This window comes from Pelomonas caseinilytica (assembly GCF_021353235.1).
Lineage (GTDB): Bacteria > Pseudomonadota > Gammaproteobacteria > Burkholderiales > Burkholderiaceae_C > Pelomonas > Pelomonas caseinilytica.
The window spans coordinates 188,232-214,400 of sequence record NZ_JAJTWT010000008.1; the positions used below are offsets into that span (position 1 = coordinate 188,232).

21 protein-coding genes, 1 other RNA gene and 2 pseudogenes are annotated in these 26,169 nt (G+C 69.0%); 10 read left to right on the forward strand and 14 right to left on the reverse strand.

Annotated features, from left to right (window positions below; all coding sequences use genetic code 11):
• Window positions 1-2,655 (reverse strand): DNA gyrase subunit A, encoded by a 2,655-nt coding sequence (gene gyrA, locus LXT12_RS18945; protein ID WP_233393853.1) that lies wholly within the window; start codon window positions 2,653-2,655, stop codon window positions 1-3.
• 262 nt (window positions 2,656-2,917) lie between these two features.
• Here gyrA and ompA point away from each other — a divergent pair, with 262 nt between their 5' ends.
• From ompA to ssrA, 4 genes are all read left to right on the forward strand, one after another.
• Complete coding sequence (ompA, locus tag LXT12_RS18950) at window positions 2,918-3,577, forward strand: outer membrane protein OmpA (protein WP_233393854.1); 660 nt, start codon at window positions 2,918-2,920, stop codon at window positions 3,575-3,577.
• An 81-nt stretch (window positions 3,578-3,658) separates the two neighbouring features.
• A complete protein-coding gene (gene ubiG / locus LXT12_RS18955; protein ID WP_233393855.1) occupies window positions 3,659-4,360 on the forward strand; it encodes a bifunctional 2-polyprenyl-6-hydroxyphenol methylase/3-demethylubiquinol 3-O-methyltransferase UbiG in 702 nt (233 codons plus the stop codon).
• Window positions 4,361-4,392: 32 nt separating this feature from the next.
• On the forward strand, window positions 4,393-5,031 hold the full coding sequence (locus tag LXT12_RS18960) for an HAD family hydrolase (RefSeq protein ID WP_233393856.1): 639 nt from the start codon (window positions 4,393-4,395) through the stop codon (window positions 5,029-5,031).
• Between the two features lie 13 nt (window positions 5,032-5,044).
• Window positions 5,045-5,417: a transfer-messenger RNA gene (ssrA, locus tag LXT12_RS18965) on the forward strand.
• Between the two features lie 63 nt (window positions 5,418-5,480).
• Here ssrA and LXT12_RS18970 read toward each other — a convergent pair.
• Window positions 5,481-6,488, reverse strand: coding sequence for a DUF72 domain-containing protein (locus tag LXT12_RS18970; protein ID WP_233393857.1), 1,008 nt, complete (start codon window positions 6,486-6,488; stop codon window positions 5,481-5,483).
• 88 nt (window positions 6,489-6,576) lie between these two features.
• On the reverse strand, window positions 6,577-7,248 hold the full coding sequence (lexA, locus tag LXT12_RS18975) for a transcriptional repressor LexA (RefSeq protein WP_233393858.1): 672 nt from the start codon (window positions 7,246-7,248) through the stop codon (window positions 6,577-6,579).
• Between the two features lie 65 nt (window positions 7,249-7,313).
• Here lexA and LXT12_RS18980 point away from each other — a divergent pair, with 65 nt between their 5' ends.
• Window positions 7,314-8,252, forward strand: coding sequence for an asparaginase (locus LXT12_RS18980; protein ID WP_233393859.1), 939 nt, complete (start codon window positions 7,314-7,316; stop codon window positions 8,250-8,252).
• On the opposite strand, the pseudogene LXT12_RS27145 reads toward LXT12_RS18980, so the two are convergent.
• The 4 genes and pseudogenes from LXT12_RS27145 to LXT12_RS18995 all read right to left on the reverse strand — a co-directional run.
• A pseudogene (locus LXT12_RS27145) lies at window positions 8,253-8,351 on the reverse strand (PEPxxWA-CTERM sorting domain-containing protein); the annotation flags it as partial. It lies immediately after the preceding gene.
• A gap of 108 nt (window positions 8,352-8,459) precedes the next feature.
• Window positions 8,460-9,710: pseudogene (locus tag LXT12_RS18985) on the reverse strand (esterase-like activity of phytase family protein); the annotation flags it as partial.
• A gap of 96 nt (window positions 9,711-9,806) precedes the next feature.
• Window positions 9,807-10,241: an organic hydroperoxide resistance protein gene (locus LXT12_RS18990; RefSeq protein ID WP_233393861.1), complete on the reverse strand. Its 435-nt coding sequence runs from the start codon at window positions 10,239-10,241 to the stop codon at window positions 9,807-9,809.
• A 37-nt stretch (window positions 10,242-10,278) separates the two neighbouring features.
• On the reverse strand, window positions 10,279-10,758 hold the full coding sequence (locus tag LXT12_RS18995; RefSeq protein ID WP_233393862.1) for a MarR family winged helix-turn-helix transcriptional regulator: 480 nt from the start codon (window positions 10,756-10,758) through the stop codon (window positions 10,279-10,281).
• Between the two features lie 124 nt (window positions 10,759-10,882).
• Between LXT12_RS18995 and LXT12_RS19000 the strand changes: the two genes are divergently transcribed.
• Window positions 10,883-11,245, forward strand: a complete 363-nt coding sequence (locus LXT12_RS19000; RefSeq protein ID WP_233393863.1) for a DUF1304 domain-containing protein — start codon at window positions 10,883-10,885, stop codon at window positions 11,243-11,245.
• On the opposite strand, the gene LXT12_RS19005 is transcribed toward LXT12_RS19000, so the two are convergent.
• The 6 genes from LXT12_RS19005 to queF all read right to left on the reverse strand — a co-directional run bounded on the left by LXT12_RS19005 (window position 11,242) and on the right by queF (window position 17,894).
• On the reverse strand, window positions 11,242-13,182 hold the full coding sequence (locus tag LXT12_RS19005) for an ATP-binding cassette domain-containing protein (protein ID WP_233393864.1): 1,941 nt from the start codon (window positions 13,180-13,182) through the stop codon (window positions 11,242-11,244). The two genes, LXT12_RS19000 and LXT12_RS19005, sit on opposite strands and share 4 nt — an antisense overlap.
• Window positions 13,179-14,039 carry a 50S ribosomal protein L3 N(5)-glutamine methyltransferase gene (prmB, locus tag LXT12_RS19010; RefSeq protein WP_233393865.1) on the reverse strand — a complete coding sequence of 287 codons (861 nt, stop codon included), beginning with the start codon at window positions 14,037-14,039 and terminating at the stop codon, window positions 13,179-13,181. Before prmB ends, LXT12_RS19005 begins: the two co-directional genes overlap by 4 nt.
• A complete protein-coding gene (locus LXT12_RS19015; protein WP_233393866.1) occupies window positions 14,036-15,193 on the reverse strand; it encodes a PilT/PilU family type 4a pilus ATPase in 1,158 nt (385 codons plus the stop codon). Before LXT12_RS19015 ends, prmB begins: the two co-directional genes overlap by 4 nt.
• Window positions 15,194-15,348: 155 nt before the next feature.
• Complete coding sequence (dapD, locus tag LXT12_RS19020) at window positions 15,349-16,173, reverse strand: 2,3,4,5-tetrahydropyridine-2,6-dicarboxylate N-succinyltransferase (RefSeq protein WP_233393867.1); 825 nt, start codon at window positions 16,171-16,173, stop codon at window positions 15,349-15,351.
• Window positions 16,170-17,366 (reverse strand): succinyldiaminopimelate transaminase, encoded by a 1,197-nt coding sequence (dapC, locus tag LXT12_RS19025; protein ID WP_233393868.1) that lies wholly within the window; start codon window positions 17,364-17,366, stop codon window positions 16,170-16,172. The genes dapD and dapC overlap by 4 nt, the downstream gene beginning before the upstream one ends.
• Window positions 17,367-17,453: 87 nt before the next feature.
• Entirely contained in the window at window positions 17,454-17,894 is a 441-nt protein-coding gene (gene queF / locus LXT12_RS19030; RefSeq protein ID WP_233393930.1) for a preQ(1) synthase, read from the reverse strand.
• Between the two features lie 165 nt (window positions 17,895-18,059).
• Between queF and smc the strand changes: the two genes are divergently transcribed.
• From smc to LXT12_RS19050, 4 genes are all read left to right on the forward strand, one after another.
• On the forward strand, window positions 18,060-21,572 hold the full coding sequence (gene smc / locus LXT12_RS19035; protein ID WP_233393869.1) for a chromosome segregation protein SMC: 3,513 nt from the start codon (window positions 18,060-18,062) through the stop codon (window positions 21,570-21,572).
• Between the two features lie 168 nt (window positions 21,573-21,740).
• A complete protein-coding gene (locus LXT12_RS19040) occupies window positions 21,741-22,808 on the forward strand; it encodes a cell division protein ZipA C-terminal FtsZ-binding domain-containing protein (RefSeq protein ID WP_233393870.1) in 1,068 nt (355 codons plus the stop codon).
• 100 nt (window positions 22,809-22,908) lie between these two features.
• On the forward strand, window positions 22,909-24,216 hold the full coding sequence (paeA, locus tag LXT12_RS19045) for a polyamine export protein PaeA (protein ID WP_233393871.1): 1,308 nt from the start codon (window positions 22,909-22,911) through the stop codon (window positions 24,214-24,216).
• Window positions 24,217-24,343: 127 nt separating this feature from the next.
• Window positions 24,344-25,465: an HD-GYP domain-containing protein gene (locus LXT12_RS19050; protein ID WP_233393872.1), complete on the forward strand. Its 1,122-nt coding sequence runs from the start codon at window positions 24,344-24,346 to the stop codon at window positions 25,463-25,465.
• A 160-nt stretch (window positions 25,466-25,625) separates the two neighbouring features.
• On the opposite strand, the gene LXT12_RS19055 is transcribed toward LXT12_RS19050, so the two are convergent.
• Window positions 25,626-26,144 carry a hemerythrin domain-containing protein gene (locus LXT12_RS19055; protein ID WP_233393873.1) on the reverse strand — a complete coding sequence of 173 codons (519 nt, stop codon included), beginning with the start codon at window positions 26,142-26,144 and terminating at the stop codon, window positions 25,626-25,628.
• Window positions 26,145-26,169 lie beyond the last annotated feature (25 nt).

Here is a 26,169-nt window from a genome sequence, read left to right on the forward strand (position 1 = left end):
TCAGTCCTTGGGTGCTTCGGGGGTGTCGTCGGTCGGCGCGGCATCGGTGGGGTCGGCTGCCGTGTCGGCCTCGTTGGCGTCGTTCTCGACGATGCGCTGCAGGCCCGAGAGCTTGCTGCCGTCGTCGAGGGCGATCAGCGTGACGCCTTGCGTCGCGCGGCCGAGTTCGCGGATCTCGCTGACGCGGGTGCGCACCAGCACGCCCTTGTCGGTGATGAGCATGATCTCGTCCTCCGGGCGCACCAGCGTGGCGGCCACGACGCGGCCGTTGCGCTCGCTTTGCTGGATGGCGATCATGCCCTTGGTGCCGCGGCCGTGGCGGGTGTATTCGACGATGGAGGTGCGCTTGCCGTAGCCGTTCTCGGTGGCGGTCAGCACGCTCTGCGTCTCGTCCTCGGCCACCAGCATGGCGATGAGGCGCTGGTCGGGCTCGAGCATCATGCCGCGCACGCCGCGGGCGGTACGGCCCATGGGACGCACGTCGTCCTCGTCGAAGCGCACGGCCTTGCCGCCGTCGCTGAACAGCATGACGTCGTGCTGGCCGTCGGTCAGCGCGGCGCCGATGAGGTGGTCGCCCGCGTCCAGGTCCACGGCGATGATGCCGGCCTTGCGCGGGTTGCTGAAGTCCTTCAGCGAGGTCTTCTTGACCGTGCCCATGGCGGTGGCCATGAAGATGAAATGGTCTTCAGGGAAGCTGCGGAATTCGCCGGTCAGCGGCAGCACGACGGTGATCTTCTCGTCCGCCTGCAGCGGGAACATGTTGACGATGGGTTTGCCGCGCGAGTTGCGCGAACCCTGCGGCACTTCCCAGACCTTGAGCCAGTAGACGCGGCCACGGTTGGAGAAGCACAGGATCCAGTCGTGCGTGTTGGCGATGAAGAGCTGGTCGATCCAGTCGTCGTCCTTGGTCGCGGTGGCCTGCTTGCCACGCCCGCCGCGGCGCTGGGCGCGGTATTCGGAGAGCGCCTGGCTCTTGATGTAGCCGGTGTGGGACAGCGTCACGACCATGTCGGTGGGCGTGATGAGGTCTTCGGTGCCGAGTTCCTGCGCGTTGTGCTCGATGACGCTGCGGCGCGCGCCCAGCTTGGTCTGCCCGAACTCCGTCTTCAGCTGCAGCAGTTCCTCGCCGATGATGGTGGTGACGCGCTGCGGCGTGGCCAGGATGTTCAGCAAGTCGGCGATCTGCGCCATCACGTCCTTGTACTCGCCGACGATCTTGTCCTGCTCCAGGCCCGTCAGGCGCTGCAGGCGCATCTGCAGGATCTCGCCGGCCTGCGCCTCCGACAGCCGGTAGAGGCCGTCCGCCTGCATGCCGAACTGGGGCTCGAGGCCCTCGGGGCGGAAGGCGGCCCGGCCGCCGGGCGTCTGGTTCTCGGCGCGCGACAGCATCTCCCGCACCAGCGACGAATCCCAGCTCTTGGACATCAGCGCCGCCTTGGCGACCGGCGGCGTCGGCGAGGTCTTGATGGTCTCGATGAACTCGTCGATGTTGGCCAGGGCCACGGCCAGGCCTTCCAGCACGTGGCCGCGCTCGCGGGCCTTGCGCAGCTCGTAGATCGTCCGGCGGGTCACCACTTCGCGGCGGTGCTCCAGGAAGACGACGATCATGTCGCGCAGATTGCAGAGCTTGGGCTGGCCGTCCACGAGGGCGACCATGTTCATGCCGAAGCTGTCCTGCAGCTGGGTCTGCTTGTAGAGGTTGTTCAGGACGACCTCGGGCACCTCGCCGCGCTTGAGCTCGATGACCACGCGCATGCCGGACTTGTCGGACTCGTCCTGGATGTGGCTGATGCCCTCGATCTTCTTCTCGTGCACCAGCTCGGCGATGCGTTCGAGCAGGGTCTTCTTGTTGACCTGGTAGGGGATCTCGTCAACGATGATCGCCTGGCGCGAGCCCTTGTCGATGTCCTCGAAGTGCACCTTGGCGCGCATGACCACGCGGCCACGCCCGGTGCGGTAGCCGTCGCGCACGCCGGCCAGGCCGTAGATGATGCCGGCGGTCGGGAAGTCGGGCGCCGGGATGATTTCCATCAGCTCGTCCACCGTGCACTCGGGGCTCTTGAGCGCGAACAGGCAGGCGTCGACGACCTCGTTGAGGTTGTGCGGCGGGATGTTGGTGGCCATGCCGACGGCGATGCCGGCCGAGCCGTTGACCAGCAGATTGGGCAGCCGGGTCGGCAAAACCAGGGGCTCTTTTTCGCTGCCGTCGTAATTCGGCCCGAAATCGACGGTTTCCTTGTCGATATCGGCCAGCATTTCGTGGGCGATCTTGTCCAGGCGAATTTCGGTGTATCGCATGGCCGCGGCGTTGTCGCCGTCGACCGAACCGAAATTGCCCTGTCCATCGACCAGCATGTGACGCAGGGAAAAATCCTGCGCCATCCGCACGATGGTGTCGTAGACGGCGGTATCGCCGTGCGGGTGATATTTACCGATGACGTCGCCGACGATACGGGCCGATTTCTTGTACGGCCGGTTCCAGTCGTTGTTCAGTTCGTGCATGGCGAACAACACGCGGCGATGCACGGGCTTGAGGCCGTCGCGCGCGTCGGGCAGGGCGCGTCCCACGATCACGCTCATCGCGTAATCGAGGTAGGAGCGGCGCATCTCCTCCTCAAGGCTGATCGGCAGGGTTTCCTTGGCGAACTGGGTCATGCGCAGCTGGGCTCGCGCCTACATGGGCGCGGCGTCCTTGGAGGTAGGTGAAAAGCGCGAATTCTAAGGCGCGCGCCTCCTTGTAGCAGCAGCGCAACATCGTCACCGTGCCCACGAACGTAGGCCGCCACAATGCGTCCGTCTCGGTGCCCACATGGCACAATCGTCGAGTCCCTAGGAGAAACCCTAAAGTCTCTCCTAAGGTTAGAGGTTGAGTACTGACTCTCGCAGGGCAACTGCGGCATTCCTTGAGAGGAGAATCATGAAGAAACTGAATCGCGTGGCGTCGCTGTTTGCGGTGGCTGCGGTCGCCGCTGCGGCGTCGTCGAGCGCGCTGGCACAGACGGTCGACAACTGGCGCGCTACCGACGGTACCGTCTGGAAGAACGGCACCAACGAATATTGCTGGCGCGACAACTTCTGGACGCCCGCCACGGCCGCCAAGGGTTGCGACGGCGAGATCAAGCCCGCACCGAAGGTCGAGGCCCCGGCTCCGGTCGCCCCCCCGCCGCCGTCGCCCCCGCCGGCTCCTCCGAAGGCCGTGACGCCTCCGCCGGCCCCGGTCAGCGAGAAGGTCACCTTCGCGGCTGACACCTTCTTCGACTTCGACAAGTCGACGCTGAAGCCTGAAGCTAAGGCCAAGCTGGACGACCTGGTCAGCAAGACCAAGGGCATCAACCTGGAAGTCATCATCGCCGTCGGCCACACCGACTCGGTCGGCAGCGACGCCTACAACCAGAAGCTGTCCATCCGCCGCTCGGAAGCCGTCAAGGCCTACCTGGTGAGCAAGGGCGTCGAGCCGAACCGCGTCTACACCGAAGGCAAGGGCGAGAAGCAGCCCGTGGCCGACAACAAGACTGCGGAAGGCCGCGCCAAGAACCGCCGCACCGAGATCGAAGTCGTCGGTACGCGCAACAAGTAAGGTCCAGGCGCCCTCGGGCGCCTTGTGAAGCCTTCAAGCCCCGCACGGTCCGCCGTCGGGGCTTTTCTTCTTGTCCCCGCCATGATCAATGCCGACCCGCAAGAGCTCGCCAAGTTCGGCGAGCTGGCCCACCGCTGGTGGGACCCTGAAAGCGACTTCAAACCCCTGCACGACATCAATCCCCTGCGGCTGGCGTGGATCCAGCAGCTCTGCCCCCTCGCTGGCAAGCGCGTCGTCGACGTGGGATGCGGCGGCGGCATCCTGAGCGACTCCATGGCTCGCGCCGGAGCCCGTGTGCTGGGCATCGACCTGTCCACCAAACCGTTGCGCGTAGCCGAGCTGCACGCCATGGAGGCCGGCACCGAGGGCGTCGAGTACCGCGAGATCGCCGTCGAGGCGCTGGCCGCGGAGCAGCCCGGCGCCTTCGATGCCGTCACCTGCATGGAGATGCTGGAGCACGTGCCCGACCCCGCCTCGGTCGTGCGCGCCTGCGCCACCCTCGTGAAGCCGGGCGGCTGGGTGTTCCTATCGACGCTCAACCGCAATGCCAAGGCCTTCCTGCTCGCCATCGTCGGTGCCGAGTACGTGCTGCGCATGCTGCCCAAGGGCACGCACGAATACGCCCGCTTCCTCAAGCCGTCCGAACTGGCGCAGTTCTGCCGCGATGCCGGGCTGGAACTCGAGGCCAGCCGCGGCCTCAGCTACAACCCGCTGACGCAGCGGTACAGCCTGGGCAGCGATACGGACGTGAACTACCTGCTGGCCTGCCGGCGGGCTCCGTGAATCCTGCCGTCCGCTGGAGTCACCTGCGGGCCGTGCTCTACGACCTGGACGGCACGCTGATCGACAGCGTGGCCGATCTGGCTGCCGCGGCCAACGCCATGCGGGCCGGCCGCGGGTTGGAGCCCTTGCCTTTCGCCGCCTACCGGCCCCATGGCGGGTCCGGCGCCCGCGGCATGCTGGGCCAGGCCTTTGGCGTCAGCCCAGGCGCTGCAGGCTACGACGCGCTCAAGCGCGAGTTCCTCGACGTCTACGAAGGCTTGATGTTCGACAGCACCCGGGTGTTCGAAGGGATGGCCGCCGAACTCGACGGTTTGGCGGACTCCGGTCTCGCCTGGGGCATCGTCACCAACAAGGCCGAGCGTTTTGCCCTGCCGCTGGCCAGGGCCCTCGGCCTCCAGGCCGGTGCCATCATCGGCGGCGACACCACCGGCCACACCAAGCCGCATCCCGCCCCGCTGCTGGAAGCCGCCCGGCGCCTGGGAGTGTCACCGCAGTCCTGCCTCTATGTCGGAGACGACGAGCGCGACATCGTGGCCGGCCGGGCCGCCGGCATGGCGACGGCCGTTGCGACCTGGGGCTATCTCGGCCCGCAGGCCGATCACCGTCGCTGGGGCGCCGACCTGGCGCTCGCTGCGCCCGGCCACCTCTTGAAGAGTCTGGGATTGCCCTAAGATACGAAGTCCTGGGGCCGACCTGGTTTCGACGTGGGTGCGGATCCGGAGTAGGGCATGCCGAGCACCAGTCCGCTCGTAAAACCACTGGAAACAAAGTAACTGCAAACGACTCTACGTTCGCACTCGCCGCTTAATTGCGGTTGAGCTTCTCAACGGTTCGCCGATGGGCCGGGCCAAGCGCCGCAAGGTGCAAGGCTGAGAAGTCATTCACATCGGCTGGCGTCGTGCGGGGTCACTCTGTGCGGCGCGAGATTCAGTGACTGGCGGGAAAACTAGCGTGCCGCTGCGCGAGTTGACCGTGAGATTCAAATCAGCCGGCTAAGCATGTAGAACTGCCCGGTGATGGCTTGCGGACGCGGGTTCAATTCCCGCCGGCTCCACCATCCTCGCGAAAGGCGTCTGGCGAATGCATCGCCAGACGCCTTTCCTTTTTCCGCAATCCGCGCTTATTTCGGCCGAGCTGTCGCCCGGTCGGCTGGTGTGCCGAAACCCGGTGCTCCGGGGCGCGGTTTATCCATGAATTCCTGTGGCAACGGGGCCCCGCGCGCGCCGATGGGGCTGTCCAAGCCGAGTTTGCGGGTGAGCGTTGCGGCGTCGTAGGGCGCGTGCACCTTCACGTCGTTGTCGAAGTAGCAGTAGACATCCCGCCGCGCGCGCCGCGGTGCGGCCTGCGGTGACGCCTGGCGTGCATCCGCCACCTGGGCGCCGCGGCTCCAGGCGTCGAACCGCGCCGCCCAGCGGTCCAGGGCCTCGTCGCTGTAGCCGCTGGCATACAGCTCCTTGTCGCCGTGCAGGCGCACGTAGACGAAGTCTGCCGTCAGGTCTTCCAGAAGTGGCCATTTGCCAGCGGTGTCCGCCACGACCAGGGCGATCCGGTATCGGCGCAGCAGGGCGATGAAGGTCGGGTCAGCAAAGCTCGGATGCCGGATTTCGACGGCATGGCGCATCGGCCGCTTGCGGTCGATGGCCAGGGTGACACGGCCGTGCACCCGCTCGTCGTGCGCTTGCGCCAGCGCCGCGGCGGCCTCGGTGTCGTGGGGCAGCATCTCGAAGAAGGCTTCGAAGCGGTCCGGCTTGAAAGGCAGCATGGGCGGGAACTGCCAGAGGATGGGGCCCAGCTTGTCGCCCAGCTCGAACAGTCCATTGGCCATGAAGTTGGCCAGCGGTGTGCGCACGTCCTTCAGGCGGCGCAGGTGGGTGATGTATTTCGGCCCCTTCACGGCGAACACGAAGCCGTCGGGCGTTTCGTCGCGCCACTGGGCGTAGTAGTCGGGGTGCTGCAGCGAATAGAAGGAGCCGTTGATCTCGAGGGTCGGCACCATGCGCGAGGCGAATTCCAGCTCGCGGCGCTGGGCCAGGCCTTCAGGGTAGAAAACGCCCCGCCAGGGCGCGTACCGCCAACCGGAAATACCGATGCGGATATCCCCTCGCGAAGCTGCCTTTGCGCTGCCCATGTCTGGCCAGGGCAGGGCGCGTGCCAGGCCGTAAAAGGAGCGGGCCCGGCCCGCCAGGACCAGGCCCGTTCAGCGCCGGCGAGCCGGCTTAATTGAAACCCTGGCCGCGGATCAGGCCGACCGCGAGGCCTTCGATGGAAAAGCCTTCGCTTTGCTCGTTGACGAGGATGGGCTCGAAGTCAGGGTTCTCGGGCAGGAGCTGGATGCCCTCGGGCCCGCGCTTGAAGCGCTTGACCGTGACCTCCTCGCCCACCCGGGCCACGACGATCTGGCCGTTGCGGGCTTCCTTGGCCGACTGCACGGCCAGCAGGTCGCCGTCGAGGATGCCGATGTCCTTCATGCTCATGCCCTTGACCTTGAGCAGGTAGTCGGGCTTGCGGGCGAAAAGACTGGGTTCGACGGCATAGGTCTGCTCGACGTGCTCCTGCGCCAGGATGGGGGCGCCAGCGGCGACGCGGCCGATCAGCGGCAGCGTCAGTTGGGCAAGGGCCGGCAGGGGCAGGGTGGCCTGGCGAGCGCGGTTGACGGCATTCAGGGTGTCGGACTTGAGCCGAATGCCGCGGGACGTGCCGCCCACCAGCTCCAGCATGCCTTTGCGGGCCAGCGCCTGCAGGTGTTCTTCGGCGGCATTGGCGGATTTGAAACCCAGCTCGGCAGCGATCTCGGCGCGCGTCGGCGGGGCGCCGGTCGTCTCGATGGCCTGGCGGACCAGGTCGAAGATCTGTTGCTGACGGGCGGTAAGCTTGGGTCGGTCTTGCACGGGCGGCCTTTTGATGGGCTGGCAATCTGTCCAGCACCTGTATTTTTGTCCAGGAAACCAATAAATTGCAAACCCTCGATTCCTTGATCGTCATCCTCGGTACCGGTGGAACCATTGCCGGCACCGCCAAAACCGCCAGCGACGGCGTCGGATATACAGCCGCGCAATTGCGCGTGGAGGATTTGCTGGCTGCCGTGCCGGCCCTGGCCGGGCGGCGCCTGGAGGCCCACCAGGTCGCGCAGCTCGATAGCAAGGACATGGACGTCGCGACCTGGCAGCGGCTCGCGGCGGCCGTGCAGGAGCACCTGGCCCGGCCGGAGGTCGGCGGTATCGTCGTTACGCACGGCACCGACACGCTGGAGGAGACGGCCTACTTCCTGCACCGCGTGCTGGCGCCGGCCAAGCCGGTCGTGCTGACGGCCGCGATGCGCCCGGCCACCGCGCTGGCGCCCGACGGCCCGCAGAACCTGTTCGACGCGGTCCAGGTGGCCGCCGCGGAAGGGGCGAGCGGCGTCGTGGTCGCCTTCGCCGGCCGCGTGCATGACGCCGTGCAGGTGCGTAAGACGCACAGCTATCGGGTCGACGCCTTCGAGTCGGTCGACGGAGCCCTCGTCGCACGCGTGGAGGAGGGGGTCGTGCGCCTGCTGGGCCGCTGGCCTGCGGGCGAGGCCCTGGGGCTGGCGCGCATTGCACGGCCGGCCGCTCGCTGGCCGCGTGTCGAGATCGTCATGAACCACGCCGGCGCCAGCGGCGGCATCGTGGATGCCTTGCGGCAGGCCGGCGTCGACGGCCTCATCGCCGCGGGAACCGGCAACGGCACGCTCGCCCATCCGCTGGACGAAGCGCTGCGGGCCGCGGCTGCGGCCGGCGTGAAGGTGTGGCGCAGCACGCGCTGCGATGCGGGCCCGGTGATGAACCTGCCGGGATTGCTGCCGAGTGCCGGTGCCCTGAGCCCCGTGAAGGCCAGGATCGAGATGATCCTGGCCCTGCTCGCCGAGGCCTGATCAGCCGCCTCGACGGCGGCGCGCGGCGACACCCACCGCGGCGAGGCCGGCCAGAAGCATCGCGTAGCTGCTGGGCTCGGGTACGGCCGCGGCGATGGACTGCGGAACCAGGTTGCCGCCTTCGAAGCCGAAGACGTAGAACTGGTTGCCGTAGGCGATGGGCGTCGAGCCGCCGTTGGGCACGGTGCTGCTCAGGAAGTCGTTGTCGTTGGCGAGGTACAGCGTGTGCATGGTCTTGCCGTTGACGGTGACGTCCTGGCCGAAGGCGATGCCTTCGAGCTTGGCCGGGATCTGCGCGTCCGGAATGCCGGCTGCGTTCAAGGCGGCGCGGATGTCCAGGAAACGCGTGCCGACGACGGCCGCGGCCGGCTGGGTGCGCAGGTCGGCGATGCCGCTGACCTCGGTCGCGCCGCCCAGGTCGATCTTGACGAGCTGCTTGACGGCCGCCTTGGAGCCGTCGCCCAGGCCCTTGCCGTCGCGCTCCAGCACCAGCAGCTCGTGGTCGTTCAGCGCGAGCAGTTCGCTGCTGTTGTAGGCCTTGCCGTTGATCTGGTTGTCGAAGGCGAACTGGCTGACCGCGCCACTCGCGACGTCGATCTTGACGATGCGGTTGTAGCGGCCGCCGTCCCCGCCATCCTGCGCGAGCGGGCTCTGCATGAAGCCGAAGAGGGTCTTGCCGTCGGGCGAGATGGCCAGGCCCTCCATGCCCTTGTTGGCGACGCGGCCGGTGGTGTTGCCGGCGATCTCTGCCGCGCCGGACGAGCTGAGGTGCGACGCGGCGAAGCTGTCGGGCAGGGTGTAGGTGCGCAGGCGCTGGCCCGTGGCGCGGTCGAACTGGTAGACGTAGGGACCGTACTCGTCGGAGATGAAGACGCTCTTGCCGTCGTTGGAGACGCGCAGGCCTTCGGGGTCGAGGCGGGCGTTGTTCGGGTTGGTCGACAGGCCGGCGGCGAAGTTGTCGGAGCGGCCCGAGAAGTACTGGGTGCTGCCGGCTGGCTGGCTGCCTGCGCCGACGAGGCCGGTGAGCGTTGGCACCATGGCGCCGTAGTTCAGGGCCGTGGGGCTGGACAGCAGCGTGGTCCCTTGCAGAGTCGGCGTCAGGGTGTAGGGCAGGGCCGAGCCGGCGGCGCTCGCCACGAGGCTGAGCTGCAGGGTGTGGAAGCGGCTGATGAACGAGGTCGTGTTGTCGAGCTGCGCGGCGCCCCAGTCGTTGGCATTGGGACCTCGGTCGGGCAGGGCCAGGAAGGTGTTGCCGCCCGCCCAGGCGAGGCCGGAGCCGAGGCCGCCGAGCAGGCTGGCCGACAGGCCGCTCTCCAGGTTGTAGTTCAGGCCGGACAGATCGCTCATGGCGCCGCTGAGGCTGCCCATGCCGATCAGCACCGGTTCGGCTGCGCGGCTTTGCGCGGCAAGTGCCAGCAGGGCGCTGGCGAACACGGTGGGCAGGAAGCTGGGGCGCATCGCGGGTCTCCGGGGGGCTGGAAAGCCCGCGATGCTCGGCGCCGGCCGTGACGACGGCGTGACGGTGGCGGCCGGGGCCTCCACTCGATCAGGGGGTCAGGCGATGGTCAGCGTCACGTCGACGTTGCCGCGCGTGGCGTTCGAGTAGGGGCAGACCTCGTGAGCCGTGGCGACGAGGGACTCCAGCTGGCCGCGCTCCATGCCCGGGACCGAGATCTTCATCGCGACCTGGATGCCGAAGGCGCCCGGCTTGTTGGCGTGGGGGCCGATGCCGACGTCGCTGGTGATCGAGACCTCGGCCGGCAGGGCGATCTTCTGGCGGGCCGCGACGGCCTTCATCGCGCCGATGAAGCAGGCGGAATAGCCCGCGGCGAACAGCTGCTCCGGGTTGGTGCCCGGGCCGCCGGCGCCGCCGAGTTCCTTGGGCGTGGACAGCGCCAGGTCGAGCACGCCGTCCGACGACTTGGCGGTGCCGGTGCGGCCGCCCGTGGCGGTGGCGGTGGCGGTGTAGAGGGCTTTCTCGATGGCCATGAAGGGCTCCTTGGGTGGTGGTGGGGCGGGAAAAAACTCAGTCGTGGCTCGCCTTGGCGAACTGCGCACGCAATTGGTGGAGTCGCTGGGTCAGCGACACCAGCTCGTCGAGCTCGCAGGCGGCGGCGCAGGCCAGCTGGCCGGGGATGTCCAGGGCCCGGGCCTTGAGGGCACGGCCAGCCGGCGTGAGGACGATGTCGACCCGGCGCTCGTCGTCGCTCGCCCGGCGCCGCTCGATGTGGCCGAGGGCTTCCAGGCGCTTGAGCAGGGGCGTCAGCGTGCCGGAGTCGAGCGAGAGGCGCTGGCCCAGCTGCGAGACGCTGAGGCCGTCGGCCTCCCACAGCACCAGCATCACGAGGTATTGCGGGTAGGTGAGGCCCAGGGGTGCCAGCAGGGGCTTGTAGAGCTTGGTGGTGGCCAGCGAACTGGCGTAAAGGGCGAAGCAGAGCTGGCGGTCCAGCTGGAGCCATTGCTCCCGGGGATCCGCGGCGGGGGTGGGGGTCTTGCTGCGCGCCATGGATGGAAATGTATGGCGCAATTCAATTGCACGCAATTCAAATGGTCTTTTGCGCGACACGTCATCGTGCGGCGATCTGCGAGGATGCGCCACCCCCAACAACGACAAGACGAGGAGCGAGGCGATGCAGACCTTGGCTACCGTGCTGGCGGCGCTCGTGGCGCTGCTGCACCTGTACTTCCTGGTGCTGGAGATGTTCTTCTGGACGAAGCCCCTCGGCCGCAAGGCCTTCGGCCTCGACAAGGATTTCGCCGAGCGCAGCAAGGCGCTGGCGGCCAACCAGGGCCTCTACAACGGCTTCCTGGTGGCCGGGCTGGCCTGGGGCCTCGTGCAGGGCGCCGCAGGCGCCGGCCGGCCCTGGCTGGTGTTCTTCCTGGGCTGCGTGGTCGTGGCCGGCGTGTTCGGCGCGGCCACGGCCTCGCGCAAGATTCTCTTCGTGCAGGCCCTGCCGGGCGCGCTGGCGCTGGCCGCCGTGCTGGCCAGCTAGACCGACATCGCCTCGATCTGCTCGCCGAGTTCCAGCCAGCGCATCTCGGCCGCCTCAAGTTCGTCGCCGATGGCCTTGAGCCGGCGGCCGATCTCGGCGATGGCGCTGGCGGCGGCGCCGTCGGCCAACTGCTGCTCCAACGCGGCCTTCTCCTCGGCCAGCACGCCCATCTGCTTGTCGATCTGCTCCATCTCACGGCGCAGCGGCCGTGTCAGCTCCGACCGCTTGGCGCGGGCCTGGCCAGCGGCCTTGCGGTCTTCGCGCGAGGCCGGCGGCGCGGCGGCGACCACGGCCGCTGGCGCAGGGGCCGGGCCCGGGGCGGCCGCCGGCTTGCGGGCCGCGCGTGAGGCCTCGCGGCTCTGGTCGAGCAGCCAGCGCTGGTAGTCGTCCAGGTCGCCATCGAAGGGCTTGACGACGCCGTCGGCCACCAGCCAGAACTCGTCGCAGACCTCGCGCAGCAGCGCGCGGTCGTGGCTGACCAGCATGACCGTGCCCTCGAACTCGTTGAGGGCCATGGACAGCGCCTCGCGGGTGTTCAGGTCGAGGTGGTTGGTCGGCTCGTCCAGCAGCAGCAGGTTGGGGCGCTGCCACACCAGCATGGCGAGCACGAGTCGCGCCTTCTCACCGCCCGAGAGGCTGCCGACCTGCTGCGTCACCATGTCGCCCGTGAAGCGGAACTGGCCGAGGAAGTCGCGCAACTCCTGCTCGCGCCCGGGCGGGCCGACGTCCTTGGCCAGGCGAACCATGTGTTCGAGCGGACCTTCGTCCAGGCGCAGCACGTCCAGCTCCTGCTGGGCGAAGTAGCCGATGCTCAGGCCCTTGCCCTGGGTCATGCGGCCCGCCAGCGGCGGCTGGGCGCCGGCAATGGTCTTGACGAGGGTGGACTTGCCCTGGCCGTTCGCGCCCAGGATGCCGATGCGCTGGCCGGCCAGCACCGAGCGGTCCACGCCGCGGACGATGACCTTGTCGCCATAGCCTGCCGACAGTTCGTCGAACATCAGCATCGGGTTGGGCAGGCTCACCGGCTCGCGGAACTCGAAGTCGAAGTCCGCCGCCGTCAGCACCGGCGCGAGCTTCTCCATGCGCTCCAGCGCCTTGACTCGGCTTTGCGCCTGCTTGGCCTTGCTGGCCTTGGCCTTGAAGCGGTCGATGAACTTCTGCAGGTGGGCCATCTTCTCCTGCTGCTTCTCGAAGGCCGCCTGCTGCAGCACCATGCGCTCGGCGCGCTGGGTCTCGAAGCTGGAGTAGTTGCCGCCGTAGCGGACGAGCTTGCCCTCATCGAGGTGCAGGGTGACCTTGGTGATGGCGTCGAGGAACTCGCGGTCGTGGCTGATGACGATGAGCGTGCCCTCGAAGCGCTGCAGCCAGGCCTCCAGCCACACCAGGGCGTCGAGGTCCAGGTGGTTGGTCGGCTCGTCCAGCAGCATGAGGTCGGCCGGGCACATGAGCGCGCGGGCCAGCTGCAGTCGCATGCGCCAGCCGCCGGAGAAGCTGTTGACCGGCGCGTCCAGCTGTTCGATGCGGAACCCCAGGCCCATCAGCAGCGTCTGGGCGCGGGCGCGGGCATCGAAGGCGCCCGCGTCGGAAAGAGCCGCATGGGCCTCTGCCATGGCATGGCCGTCGTTGGCCGCCTCGGCGGCGGCGAGGGCGGCCTTGGCGGCCTGCAGCCGCACGTCGCCTTCCAGCACGAAGTCGGTCGCGCCGTCGTCCGTCTCGGGCATGTGCTGGGCCACTTCGGCCCGCATCCAGTGCCGCGGCACTTCGACCTCGCCGCGGTCGTTGGACAGCCGGTGGGTGAGCAGCGCGAAGAGGCTGGACTTGCCGGCGCCGTTGCGGCCCACGAGGCCGACCTTCTCGCCGGGTTGCAAGGTGGCGGAGGCGCCGTCGAGGACGACCTTGGTGCCCCGCCGCAGGGTGACGTCGCGCAAGGTGATCATGCGAGCTGCTCCCGCGTGAGCAGCAGCACCTGGTCGGCGCCGGCCGAGGTCTCCAGCCACACCGCCTCGAGGGTGGGGAAGGCCGCCTCGAAGTGCTCGCGTTCGTTGCCGATCTCGAGGACGAGCACGCCGTTCTCGGTCAGTGCGGCCGGTGCGTCATGCAGCAGCTGGCGGATGAAGTCCATGCCGTCGGCGCCGCCGGCCAGGGCCAGCTCGGGCTCGGCGCGGTACTCGGCCGGCAGGGCGGCCATGCTGGTGCTGTTGACGTAGGGCGGGTTGCACAGGATGAGGTCGTAAGGGCCTTGCGCGCCCTCCAGGCCGTCGCCCTGCAGCAGGCGCACGCGCAACGCCAGGTTGTGGCGTTCGACATTCAGCCTCGCGACGGCGAGCGCGCCGAGGTCGATGTCCAGCGCATCCACCTCGACGTCGGGCCAGGCCATCGCCGCCAGCACCGCCAGGCTGCCGTTGCCGGTGCACAGGTCGAGCACGCGGCGGGTGTCTGCACTGAGCCAGGCATCGATGCTCGCGTCGGCGATCAGCTCGGCGATGAAGCTGCGCGGCACGATGGCGCGCTCGTCCACGGTGAAGGGCACGCCCTGCAGCCAGGCCTCGCCGGTGAGGTAGGCGGCCGGTTTGCGGGTGGCGATGCGCTCGTCCACGAGGGCCGCGATGGCGGCGGCCTCGGCGTCGCTCAGCTCGCGCTCGGCGTGGTCGTCGAGGGCGTCGAGCGGCAGCCCGAGGCGCCACAGGGCGAGCCATGCGGCCTCGTCGAAGGCATTCGTGGTGCCATGGCCAAAAAACACGCCCGCTTGGGTCAAGCGGGCGGCTTCGGTGTCGATGCAGGTGATCAGCTTCAAGTGCTGCGGACGTCCAGGGTGATTTCGGTGAAGCTGGCCTCGTCGGGCGCCTTCTCTTCCTTGCGCGGCGCGGTGGCCAGGCGGGCGCCGGGCGTCTCGTTCTGCAGCCGCCACAACAGGTTGGTGGGAGAGTCGGCGAAGGCCAGGCCTTCCTCGCGGGTGATGATGCCTTCGGTGATCAGCTTGGCGAAGTGTTCTTCGTAGGTCTGCGAGCCCTCGGCGATGGACTTCTCCATCGCTTCCTTCACGCCGGCGAAGTCGCCTTGTTCGATCAGTTCGGCGGTCAATTTGGTGTTCAGCAGGATCTCGACGACGGGCACCCGGCCGCCCGCCGCCGCGCGCACGAGGCGCTGCGAGACGATGGCCTTGAGGCCGGCGGCCAGGTCATTGAGCAGCGCCGGGCGTGATTCCGGCGTGTAGAACGACAGGATGCGGTTGAGCGCGTGGTAGGTGTTGTTGCCGTGCAGGGTGGCCAGCACCAGATGGCCCGACAGCGCGTAGCTGATGGCCGCCGTCATGGTGTCGCGGTCGCGGATCTCGCCGATCAGGATGCAGTCCGGCGCCTGGCGCAGGGCGTTCTTCAGCGCGACCTGCAGCGAGGCCGTGTCCCGCCCGATCTCGCGCTGGTTGACCACCGAGCGCTTGTTGCTGAAGAGGTATTCGATCGGGTCCTCGATGGTGAGGATGTGACCCGTCATCGTTTGGTTGCGCAGCTCCAGCATGGACGCGAGCGTCGTGCTCTTGCCCGTGCCGGTCGCGCCCACCATCAGGATGAGGCCGCGCTTTTCCTTGATCATCTGGCCCAGCACCGGCGGCAGGCGCAGGCTGTCCAGCGTCGGGATGTCGTGCGGGATGTGGCGGAACACGCCGGCGATGGAGCCCCGCTGGCGGAAGCCCGACAGGCGGAAGCTGCCCACGCCGCTCACCGAAACGGCCATGTTGAGCTCGCCGGTGTTGTCCAGCTCGGCCAGGCTGGCCGGGTCGACGACCTCGGCGATGAGCTGCCGCGGCTGGGGCGGCGTCAGGAGTTGGTCCGACAACTGCACGGTCTGGCCGTTGATGCGGATCAGCACCGGCATGTTGGCCGACAGATAGCAGTCCGAAGCACCCTTGTCGGCCATCAGCCGCAGGATGCGCTCCATGTTGCCTGCCATATCAGTTTTCCATTCCGCGTTTGTATTCGGGCCGAGCGCCGGGCCGCTCCCGAGCCGGCCCGCGCTGGCGATGTGCTTGCGGCTCGATGCCGCGGGGGGCGGACCAGACACGCGCCGCGTTCAGCGCGCGGGGTTGGGCCGGGGGCCGTTCCATATCAGGCGCGCAGCAGTTCGTTGATGCTCGTCTTGGAGCGCGTCTGCGCATCGACCCGCTTGACGATGATGGCCGCGTACAGCGAGTAACGGCCGCCATCCTTGGGCAGGCTGCCCGAGATGACGACGGAGCCGGCCGGCACGCGGCCGTAGCTCACGGTGTCGGTCGCGCGGTCGTAGATGGGGGTGCTCTGGCCGATGTAGACGCCCATGGAGATCACCGAGTTCTCCTCGACGATGACGCCTTCGACGATCTCGGAGCGCGCACCGATGAAGCAGTTGTCCTCGATGATGGTCGGGTTGGCCTGCAGCGGCTCCAGCACGCCGCCGATGCCCACGCCGCCGGACAGGTGCACGTTCTTGCCGATCTGGGCGCAGGAGCCCACCGTGGCCCAGGTGTCGACCATGGCGCCTTCGTCCACGTAGGCGCCGATGTTCACGTAGGAAGGCATCAGCACCACGTTCTTGGCCTGGAAGCTGCCGCGGCGCGCGACGGCTGGCGGCACCACGCGCACGCCGGTGGCGCGCAGCTGGGCCTCGCTCATGCCGGCGAACTTGGTGGGCACCTTGTCGAAGAAGGTCAGCTCCTTGTCGCCCATGATGCGGTTGTCGTTCAGGCGGAAGGACAGCAGCACGGCCTTCTTGATCCACTGGTGCACCGTCCACTGGCCGACGCCCTCGCGCGAGGCGACGCGCAGGCGGCCGTGGTCCAGCTCGGTCAGCACGTGCTCGACGGCCTCGCGCAGTTCGGGCGCATTGGTCGGGTCCAGGGAGGCGCGGTTGTCCCAGGCGAGGTCGATCAGGCTTTGCAGTTCAGCGGCGTTCATGGGAGGGAGTTCGTAAAGGAGACGATGCGGCGGGCGGCTTCGAGGCATTCGGCCTCGTCGGCGACCAGGGCCAGGCGGATGCGCCCGGCGCCCGGGTTGTGGCCGTGGGCCTGTCGGGCCAGCAGGCTGCCGGGGAGAACGGCGAGATTGTATTGAGCGAGCAGGCCCTGGGCGAAGGCGACGTCATCGCCGCCCGGAACGCCGGCCCAGAGGTAGAAGCCCGCGTCGGGGAGGGCCACGTCCAGCACCTCGGCGAGCAGCGGCGTCACCTCCGCGAACTTGTGGCGGTAGCGGGCGCGGTTCTCGACGACGTGGGTCTCGTCGCCCCAGGCCGCGATGCTGGCGGCCTGCACGAGCGGGCTCATGGCGCTGCCGTGGTAGGTGCGGTAAAGCAGGAACTTCTTCAGCAGGGCGGCGTCGCCGGCCACGAAGCCCGAGCGCAGGCCCGGCACGTTGGAGCGCTTGGACAGCGAGGTGAAGGCGATGAGGTTGCGGAAGTCGTGACGCCCCAGCTTGGCGGCAGCCTCCAGGCCGCCGAGCGGCGCCTCCTCGCGGAAATAGATCTCCGAATAGCACTCGTCCGAGGCGATGACGAAACCGTGGCGGTCGCTCAGCTCGAACAACGCCTGCCACTCGGTCAGCGGCATCACGGCGCCGCTGGGGTTGCCCGGCGAGCAGACGTAGACCAGCTGCGTGCGCGCCCAGGTGGCGTCGTCGACCTGGCGCCAGTCCGGCGCGAAGTTGCGCGCCGGGTCGGAGTTGGCAAAGGCGACCTCGGCCCCGGCCAGCAGGGCGGCGCCTTCGTAGATTTGGTAGAACGGATTGGGGCAGACGACGGTCGCCCCCGGCCGGCTGCCATCGACCACCGTCTGCGCGATGGCGAACAAGGCCTCCCGCGAGCCGTTGACCGGCAGTACCTGGGTCGCGGGGTTCAGGTCCAGCCCGTAGCGCCGGGCCATCCAGGCGGCAATGGCCTCGCGCAGGGCCGGCGTTCCGGCCGTGGCGGGATAGACCGAAAGGCCCTTCATCGCGCCCTGGATGGCCTCCCCGATCAGCGCCGGGGCGGCGTGGCGGGGTTCGCCAATGCCTAGCGAGATGGGTGCCAGCGCCGGGTTGGGCGTGATGCCCGCCGTCAGCTCGCGCAGGCGTTCGAAGGGGTAGGGCTGGAGCCGGTCGAGCAGGGGATTAGTCATGTCTGCCCCTCGTCAGCGAAATACGCTGCCGATCCCCCGCGGGGATGCGTGCCGGCTTGGGAGCGGCCCGGCGCTCGTCACGCGAAGTCATCCCAGCATCCCCGACTCGAAGCCGTGGGCCGGCAGCTCCACGCGGGGGGCCGGCGTCCAGCCCGGCTTGCGGTGCTCGGCCACGACGTTGGTGTAGATGCCGCCGCGCACGTACCACTTGGCCGTGATGCGGATGAAGCGCGGGTCGGTCACGGCAACGATGTCGTCGAGGATCTTGTTGGTGACCTTCTCGTGGAAGGCGCCCTCGTTGCGGTAGCTCCAGAAGTACATCTTCAGGCTCTTGAGCTCCACGCAGAGCTCGTCCGCGATCATGTCGATGGTGAAGTGGGCGAAGTCGGGCTGCCCCGTCAGCGGGCAGTGGCAGGTGAACTCGGGCACCTGGAACTGGATGACGTAGTCCCGCTCCGGGTTGGGGTTGGGAAAGACGAGGATGTCCTTGCTGGGCTTGGACGGTGGGTTCGGGGGCACCTCGCGCATCTTGGGCTTGTTCTTCTTGGCGGCGGGGGCAGGGGACTTCTTGGTGGCCATGGTCGGGGGCAATCTCGCAAGGGGGCGAATGCTATCATCCGGCCCCGTCGAAGCGCCCTTGAAAGGCGCTTTTCTTTAGCCAAATCAAGGGCTTAGGAACTCCTCGCCAGACCCATGCGGCTGAATTCGATCAAGCTGGCCGGCTTCAAATCCTTTGCCGAGCCCACGACCTTCCAGCTGCCCGGGCAGCTCGTCGGCGTGGTCGGCCCCAACGGCTGCGGCAAGTCCAACATCATGGACGCCGTGCGCTGGGTGCTGGGCGAGAGCAAGGCCAGCGAGCTGCGTGGCGAGTCCATGCAGGACGTCATCTTCAACGGTTCGGGCAACCGCAAGCCCGCGGGCCGCGCGAGCGTGGAGCTGGTGTTCGACAACCAGTCCGCCCGCGCCGGCGGCCCCTGGAACCAGTTCACCGAGATCGCCGTCAAGCGCGTGCTGACGCGCGACGGCACCAGCAGCTACTTCATCAACAACCAGCCGGTGCGCCGCCGCGACGTGCAGGACGTCTTCCTCGGCACGGGCCTGGGGCCGCGGGCCTACGCCATCATCGGCCAGGGCACCATCTCGCGCATCATCGAGAGCAAGCCCGAGGAGCTGCGCCTCTTCCTGGAGGAGGCCGCGGGCGTCTCCAAGTACAAGGAGCGCCGCCGCGAGACCGAGAACCGCCTCAAGGACACGCGCGAGAACCTCACCCGCGTCGACGACATCCTGCGCGAGCTCAACGCCAACCTCGAGAAGCTCGAACGCCAGGCCGAGGTGGCGGCCAGCTACCGCCAGCTGCAGGACAGCGGCACGCTCAAGCTGCACCAGCTGTGGTTCCTGAAGGCCCGCGACGCTGGCAACGAGGCCACCCGCGTGAAGGCCGCCCACGCCGAGGCCGTCAACGCGCTGGAAGCCCGCCTGGCCGAGCTGCGGGCCGTCGAGGCCACGCTGGAGGAGGTGCGCCAGCAGCACTACGCCGCCGGCGACGAACTGCACGCGTCGCAGGGGCGTTATGCCGAGGCCCAGCTGGAGGTGAGCCGGCTGGAGGAGCGCATCCGCTTCGTCGTGGAGAGCCGCAACCGTGCCCAGCAGCGGCTGGCCGAGCTGCATGCCCAGGACCGGCAGTGGCGCGAGCGGGTCGAGGCCTCGCAGGAGGAGCTCGAAGGCATCGCCGGGCAGATCGCCGGCGCCGACGAGCAAAGCGAGATCCTCGCGGCCCAGGCCGAGGAGCAGCAGGCCCAGCTGCCCCTGGCCGAGGACGCCCTGCGCGCCGCCCAGGCACGCGCCAATGAACAGCGCTCCGCCGTCGCCCAGGTGCAGCAGCAGATCCAGGTGCTGGCCGCCGAGAGTCGCAGCCTCGACGAGCAGGCCCGCAGCCTGCGCCAGCGCGAAGACCGCCTGACGGCCGAGTCGCGCGCCCTCGGCGCGCCCGACCACGAGGCCCTGGAGGCCTTGCGAGCCCGCAGCGCCGAGGCCGACGAGGCCCGCGACCTCGCCGAAGCCCGCATGCAGGAGCTGGCCGAGCAACTGCCCCAGCTCGAGGAGCAGCGCCGCGATGCGCAGCAGGACACCAATGCCCAGCTGGCCCGGCAGTCCGAACTGACGGCCCGCCTGGAGGCGCTGAAGGCCCTGCAGGAAAAGGTGCAGACCGAAGGCAAGCTCAAGCCGTGGCTGGCCCGGCATGGCCTGGACGGGCTGCAGGGCCTGTGGACGCGGCTGCACATCCAGCACGGCTGGGAGAACGCGCTGGAGGCGGCGCTGCGCGAGCGCATGGGAGCCCTGAGCGTGGGCCGGCTCGACACGGTGAGAGCCTTCGAGGCCGACGCGCCGCCGGCCCGGCTGGCCTTCTATTCGACCCCCGCCGGGTCCATCGCCAACACCCACGAGACCCTGCCCAAGCTCAGCGCGCTGCTCAGGCTCGAAGACGACGGCCTCGTCGCGCTGCTCAACGACTGGCTGGAGGGCGTCTACACCGCGCCCGACCTCGACGCGGCCCTGGCGGCACGCGGCCGGCTGACCCATGGCGAGCTCATCCTCACGCCCCAGGGCCACGCCGTCGGGCAGTTCTCGGTCGCCTTCTATGCCCCGGACTCCGAACAGGCCGGCCTGCTCGCCCGGGCCCAGGAAATCGAGCAGCTGACCACCGCCCAGCGGGCCCAGAACCTGATCGCCGACGAGGCGCGGTTGAGCCTGAGCCGCCTCGAACACCAGTTCAACGAGGCCAACGGCCGCCTCTCGACGCTGCGCCGCGAGGCCAGCGAGACGCAGACGCGCGCTCACCAGCTCCACGTCGAGCTGCTGCGCCTCACCCAGCAGGCCGAGGCCAGCCAGCAGCGCCGCACGGCCCTGGACGCCGAACTCGCCGAGATCGCCGCCCAGCAGGAGGCGCTCCAGGAGCGCCGCGCCGTCGGCGAAGCCCGCTTCGAGGAGCTGGACATGCAGCTCGGCGACGCCCAGCAGCGCCATGCCGAGCTGGAGGACGGCGTCATCGCCGCCGAGCGCAAGCTGGCCGACGCCCGCGAACAGCTGCGCGTGCTGGAGCGCCGTGCCCAGGAGGCCCGCTTCGCCACGCAGACCCTGGCGGCTCGCCGCGGCGAGCTGCAGCGCGGCATCGAGACGGCCCAGACGCAGATCGCCACCGTGGCGGCCTCCGCGGCCAGCCTGCAGACCGAGCTGGACGGCTTCAACGACGCCGCCGCCCAGGCCGGCCTGCAGGACGCCCTCGCCCTCAAGCTCGAACGCGAGCAGCAGCTCGCCGCCGTGCGTGCCGGCTACGACGACCTCTCGCTGCGCCTGCGCAAGGCCGACGAGCAGCGCCTGGCTTTCGAGCGCAGCCTCGACCCGTTGCGCGAGGCCATCACCAAGTTGCAGCTCGAGGAGCAGGCCGCCCAGCTCGGCGGGGCCCAGTACCGCGAGCAATTGGAGGCGGCGCAGGTCGACCAGGAGGCGCTGGCCAGGTCCATCGAGGAAGGCGGCGTCAAGCTCTACGGCCTGCAGGGCGAGATCGACCGCATCAACCGCGAGATCGCGGCGCTCGGTGCCGTCAACCTGGCCGCGCTGGACGAACTGACCGCCGCCCGCGAGCGCAAGACCTTCCTCGACTCGCAGTGCGCCGACCTGAACGCCGCCATCAAGACGCTGGAAGACGCCATCCACAAGATCGACCTGGAGACGCGCGACCTGCTCGGCTCGACCTTCAACCAGGTCAACGACCATTTCGGGCGCATGTTCCCCAGCCTCTTCGGCGGTGGGCAGGCGCGGCTCGTCATGACGGGCGACGAGATCCTGGACGCCGGCGTGCAGGTCATGGCCCAGCCGCCGGGCAAGAAGAACAGCACCATCCACCTGCTGTCGGGCGGCGAGAAGGCGCTGACGGCCATCGCCCTGGTGTTCGCCATCTTCCAGCTCAACCCCGCGCCCTTCTGCCTGCTGGACGAGGTGGATGCACCGCTGGACGACGCCAACACCGAGCGTTATGCCAAGCTGGTGTCGCAGATGAGCGCCGGCACCCAGTTCCTCTTCATCTCGCACAACAAGATCGCGATGGAGATGGCCGAGCAACTGATCGGCGTGACGATGCAGGAGCAGGGGGTGAGCCGCATCGTCGCCGTCGACATGGACAAGGCCCTCGAGATGGCGGAGATGTAGGCCCCTCGCCCAGTCTTGTCCCCGCTGGACGCGGGCAAGCCTGGCCGGTCCCCCGAGGGGACGGCGATGCTTGCGGCATTGAGCCGCAACCACATCGCCTGCGGGCCGGCTTGGGGCGGCCCTGCGCCGGTCCGCGTTTCGATGCCGCGAATGCAAAATGGATAACTGATGAGCGTCACCCTGACCCAACTTCTCGCGATGGCCGGCGGCGTCGTGCTGGCCGGCGTCGTGGCCCATGGGGCCTGGCAGGCCCGCAAGGCAGGCCCCAAGCGCGCCCTGCCGCCGCTGGAGGAGCCGCATTTCGACGCGCCGCCCTTCGCCGGCGGCGAGTCCGCCACGGAGGCCGCTGCCGTCGTCGCGCCGGATTCGCTGGACGTCACCATGCCGGCCGTCGCCCGCCCGCTGCGCCGGCCCTCCAACCGCATCGACGCCCTCATCGACGCCATCGCCACCATCACCGTCGAGCAGCCGGTGGCCGGCGAACTGGCCCTGCAGCACCAGCCCGGCAGCCGCCGCGCCGGCACCAAGCCCTTCCAGATCGAAGGCCTGAACGCCCAGACGGGCGACTGGGAGCTGCCCGCACCCGGCCAGCGCTACGGCGAGTTCCAGGCCGGCCTCAAGATGGCCAACCGCGGCGGCGCCCTCAACGAGATCGAATACTCCGAGTTCGTGCAGAAGGTGCAGGGCTTCGCCGACGGCATCGGCGGCTTCGTGCAGTTCCCCGACATGCTGGACGTCGTCGCCCGCGCCCGCGAGCTGGACCAGTTCGCGGCCAGCCACGACGCCCAGCTCGCCCTGCTGCTGCGTGCCCGCGGTGCCGCCTGGACGCCCGGCTTCGTGCAGCAAGCGGCCGCCCGCCACGGCTTCGTGGCCGGCGCCCTGCCGGGGCGGCTGGTGCTGCCTTCGGCCGAGGAGGGGGCGCCGCCGGTGCTGACCCTGCAGTTCGATGCCCAGGCCGCCCTCGCCGACAACCCCGAGGCCCAGTCACTGCGCGAGCTGACCCTGTCGCTGGACGTGCCCCAGACGCCCGCCGAGCAGGAGCCCTTCGCCATCTGGCAGGAGTCGGCCCGCGCCCTGGCCCGCGACCTCGAAGCCGAGGTCTGCGACGACCGCGGGCAGGCCCTCGGCCTGCATGCCTTCGCGGCCATCGACGTGGAGCTGAAGAAGCTCTACGAAGCCCTGGCCGGCCGCGACCTGGCGGCGGGTTCCCCCGCGGCACGGCGCCTGTTCAGCTGAGAACCATGAACACAGCCGCAGAGACACAGAGACACAGAGAACGTGGCGTTCTCTCTGTGCCTCTGTGTCTCTGTGGCTTTGTTCCTTCGTCGGTGGCTTGATGGCGATGTCATTGCTGCTGATCGGCCTGCTCATCCTCAGCAGCGCCTTCTTCTCGATGGCCGAGCTCTCGCTGGCCGCGTCGAGGCGGCTGAACCTGCAGCAGCGCGCCGACGCCGGCGACGCCCGTGCCGCCAGGGTGCTGGGCGTGCAGGCCCACCCGGGCGACTACTTCACCGTCGTGCAGATCGGCGTCAACACCGTCGCCATCCTGGCCGGCATCGTGGGGGAGGGCGCCTTTACGCCTCATTTCGAGAGCCTGCTGCGGCTGGCCCTGGCGCCCGAGCTGGCGGCGACCCTGGGCTTTGCCGCCTCCTTCGCCAGCATCACGGCCCTGTTCATCGTCCTGGCTGACCTGGTGCCCAAGCGGCTGTCCATGAACGAGCCCGAGCGCGTGGCCATGGCCCTGGTCGGCCCCATGCTGCTGCTGTGCCGGCTGCTGCGGCCCCTGGCCTGGCTGTTCAGCGGCATCACCGAGGGCCTGATCCGCGTGCTCGGCCTGCCGGCCAAGCGTGACGAGACCATCAGCTACCGCGACATCCTGGCGCTGACCGAGGCGGGCTACCAGGCCGGCGTCGTCGCCGGCGAGGAGCAGCAGGTCATCGCCAACGTCTTCGAGCTGGACACGCGCACCGTCGAGACGGTGATGACCACCCGCGAGCGCATCGTCTTTTTCTCGCGCAGCGACGACGACACCCTGATCCGCAACCGCATCGCCGCGGCGCCGCATTCCACCTACCTGGTCTGCGACGGCGACATCGACGAGGTCGTCGGCTACGTCGACGCGACGGACCTCTTCCAGCGCGTGCTGCGCGACGAGGCCCTGTCGCTGCGCGAAGGCGGCAGCGATCTCGTCAAGAAGGTCCTCATCGTCCCCGACCGGCTGACGCTGTCGGAGATGCTCACGCAGTTCCGCGAGGCGCACGAGGACTTCGCCGTCATCGTCAACGAGTACAGCCTCGTCGTCGGCGTCGTGACGCTCAACGACGTGATGAGCACCGTGATGGGCGCCCTGGTGGCGCCGCACGACGAGGAGCAGATCGTGCGCCGCGAGGACGGCTCCTTCCTCGCCGACGGCGTGACGCCCATCCCGGACGTCGAGCGGGCCCTCGGCATCGAGGGATGGCCGCATGCCGGCACCTACGACACCCTGGCCGGCTTCCTGATGGTGATGCTGCGCCGCATCCCGCGACGCACCGACGTCGTCGAGTGGAAGGGATGGCGCTTCGAGGTGGTCGACGTGGACAGCCATCGGGTCGACCAGGTCATGATCACGGCCAAGGCCGGCCAGCCCGGCGCGCAAGCTTGATGCTCGTCAAGCAGGCGAGGGCGACCCGCGCCGAGCATCCGGGGCGCCTGTCGTCTCGGCGTCGACGGGAGATGGCCAGCCGGGGCGCGGCCTAACATCGACCTTTTACGGCGTCAGCCACCTCGCCATGCGTCTATCCGAACGGATCCTCAACCGCGCCGAATTCGAGAAGTCGGGACTGGGGCAGCGCATCCAGAGCCTGCACAGCATCCTGCTGGCCCGCTATCCCTTCATCGACCGCATCGCGCTGGCGCTCTACGACCCCGACACCGACCTGCTCAAGACCTTCGCCAGCAGCAACCAGGGCGGTCCCACGCTTCAGCGCTACGAGGCGACGCTGGCCAGCGTGCCGTCGCTGGGGAAACTCGTCGAGGAGCGCGCCTCGCGCGTCGTCGACGACATCGACGAGAGCTTCCATGCCGTCACGCCCCACGGCGACTGGCTCAAGTCGCGCCACTACCGCAGCAGCTACACCCTGCCCATCTTCCGCGGCAAGGTGCTCTCGGCCTTCCTCTTCTTCGATTCGGTCGAGCCGGCAGCCTTCACGCCCGAGGTTCGCGGCGTGCTCGATCCGTTTGCCGACATCATTGCCCAGCTCTACCTGCTGCGCCTGTCGGCGGTGCAGCACCTCATCGGCGCCGTGGACATCGCCACGGGCCTTGCGCGCATCCGCGACGTGGAGACCGGCCAGCATCTGGAACGCATCGCGAAGTACTCGCGCCTCATCGCCCGCCGCGTGGCCGAGCACTACGGCCTGGACGACGAGACCATCGAATACCTGCACCTCTTCGCGCCGCTGCACGATATCGGCAAGGTCGGCATTCCTGACGCCATCCTGCTCAAGCCGGGCAAGCTCGACGCCGAGGAATGGCGCCTCATGCAGCAGCACGTGGCCATCGGCGAACAACTCGTCGAGCACATCGTCGCCGACCTTGGCCTGGAGGGCGACATGGCCGCGGCCGTCATGCGCCAGGTCGTGGCCGGCCATCACGAGCGCGGCGACGGCAGCGGCTATCCGCGGGGCCTGGGCATGGCCGAGATCGCCGTGCCGGCGCGCATCGTCGCCGTGGCCGACGTGTACGACGCACTGTCTTCGGCACGCCCCTACAAGGAGTCCTGGGAGGAAGCGCGCTGTGCCGCCGAACTGCGCGACCAGGCCGCGCGCGGCCAGCTCGACGCCGCCTGCGTCGAAGCCCTGCTGGCCGACGACGAGGCCCGGCGCGCCATTCGCGAGCGCTTCGCTGATTGATGTAAGCCCCTCGCCCGGTCTCGCTTCGCTGAACGCGAGCGAGCCCAGTCGGTCCCCCGAGGGGACGGCGATGCTTGCGGCATTGAGCCGCAAGCTTCGCCAGCGCGGGCCGGCTTGGGAGCGGCCCAGCGCTCGGCCCGCAATGCAAAACTGAGATGGCTCAGCCGCGCCGGCGTGCGGCCATCTCGGCGCCCATGGCTGCGCGTGCCGTCTCGTCGAGCTGCGATGCGGCATGGGCAAAGGCCTGGGTTTCTTCCACGGCCATGTGCCCGGCGTAGAGCGCGGCATAGGCCGCGCAGGCGTGCGCGTCGAGATCCACGGCGTCGCCACGGGCGATGCACTCCAGCGCCGTGCGCAGGGCCGCCCATTGCCGGCCCATCTCGGCGTGGTCGGCCGACAGCCGGTCGGCCAGCTCGCCGCGGCCCGTGGCGCGCAGCCGTGGCAGCACGTGGCGCTCCTCGTCCTCGTGGTGGGCGGGTCCGGCCAGGTCGAAGTAGCGCAGCACGTCGGCCGCCGCGTCGCGGGCCTGGGCGTCGACGCCATGCCGGCTCACATGGGCCTGCAACCGCAGCAGCAGGTCGAGGCTGCGGCGCACGCGCTCATGGCAGGCGGCCAGCATCTCGAAGGGCTGGTCGAAACCGACGGCCGGGCCGGCATGCAGGGTGAGGGGGGAAGTCATGCGCCGCATTCTCCGGCCGCGACAA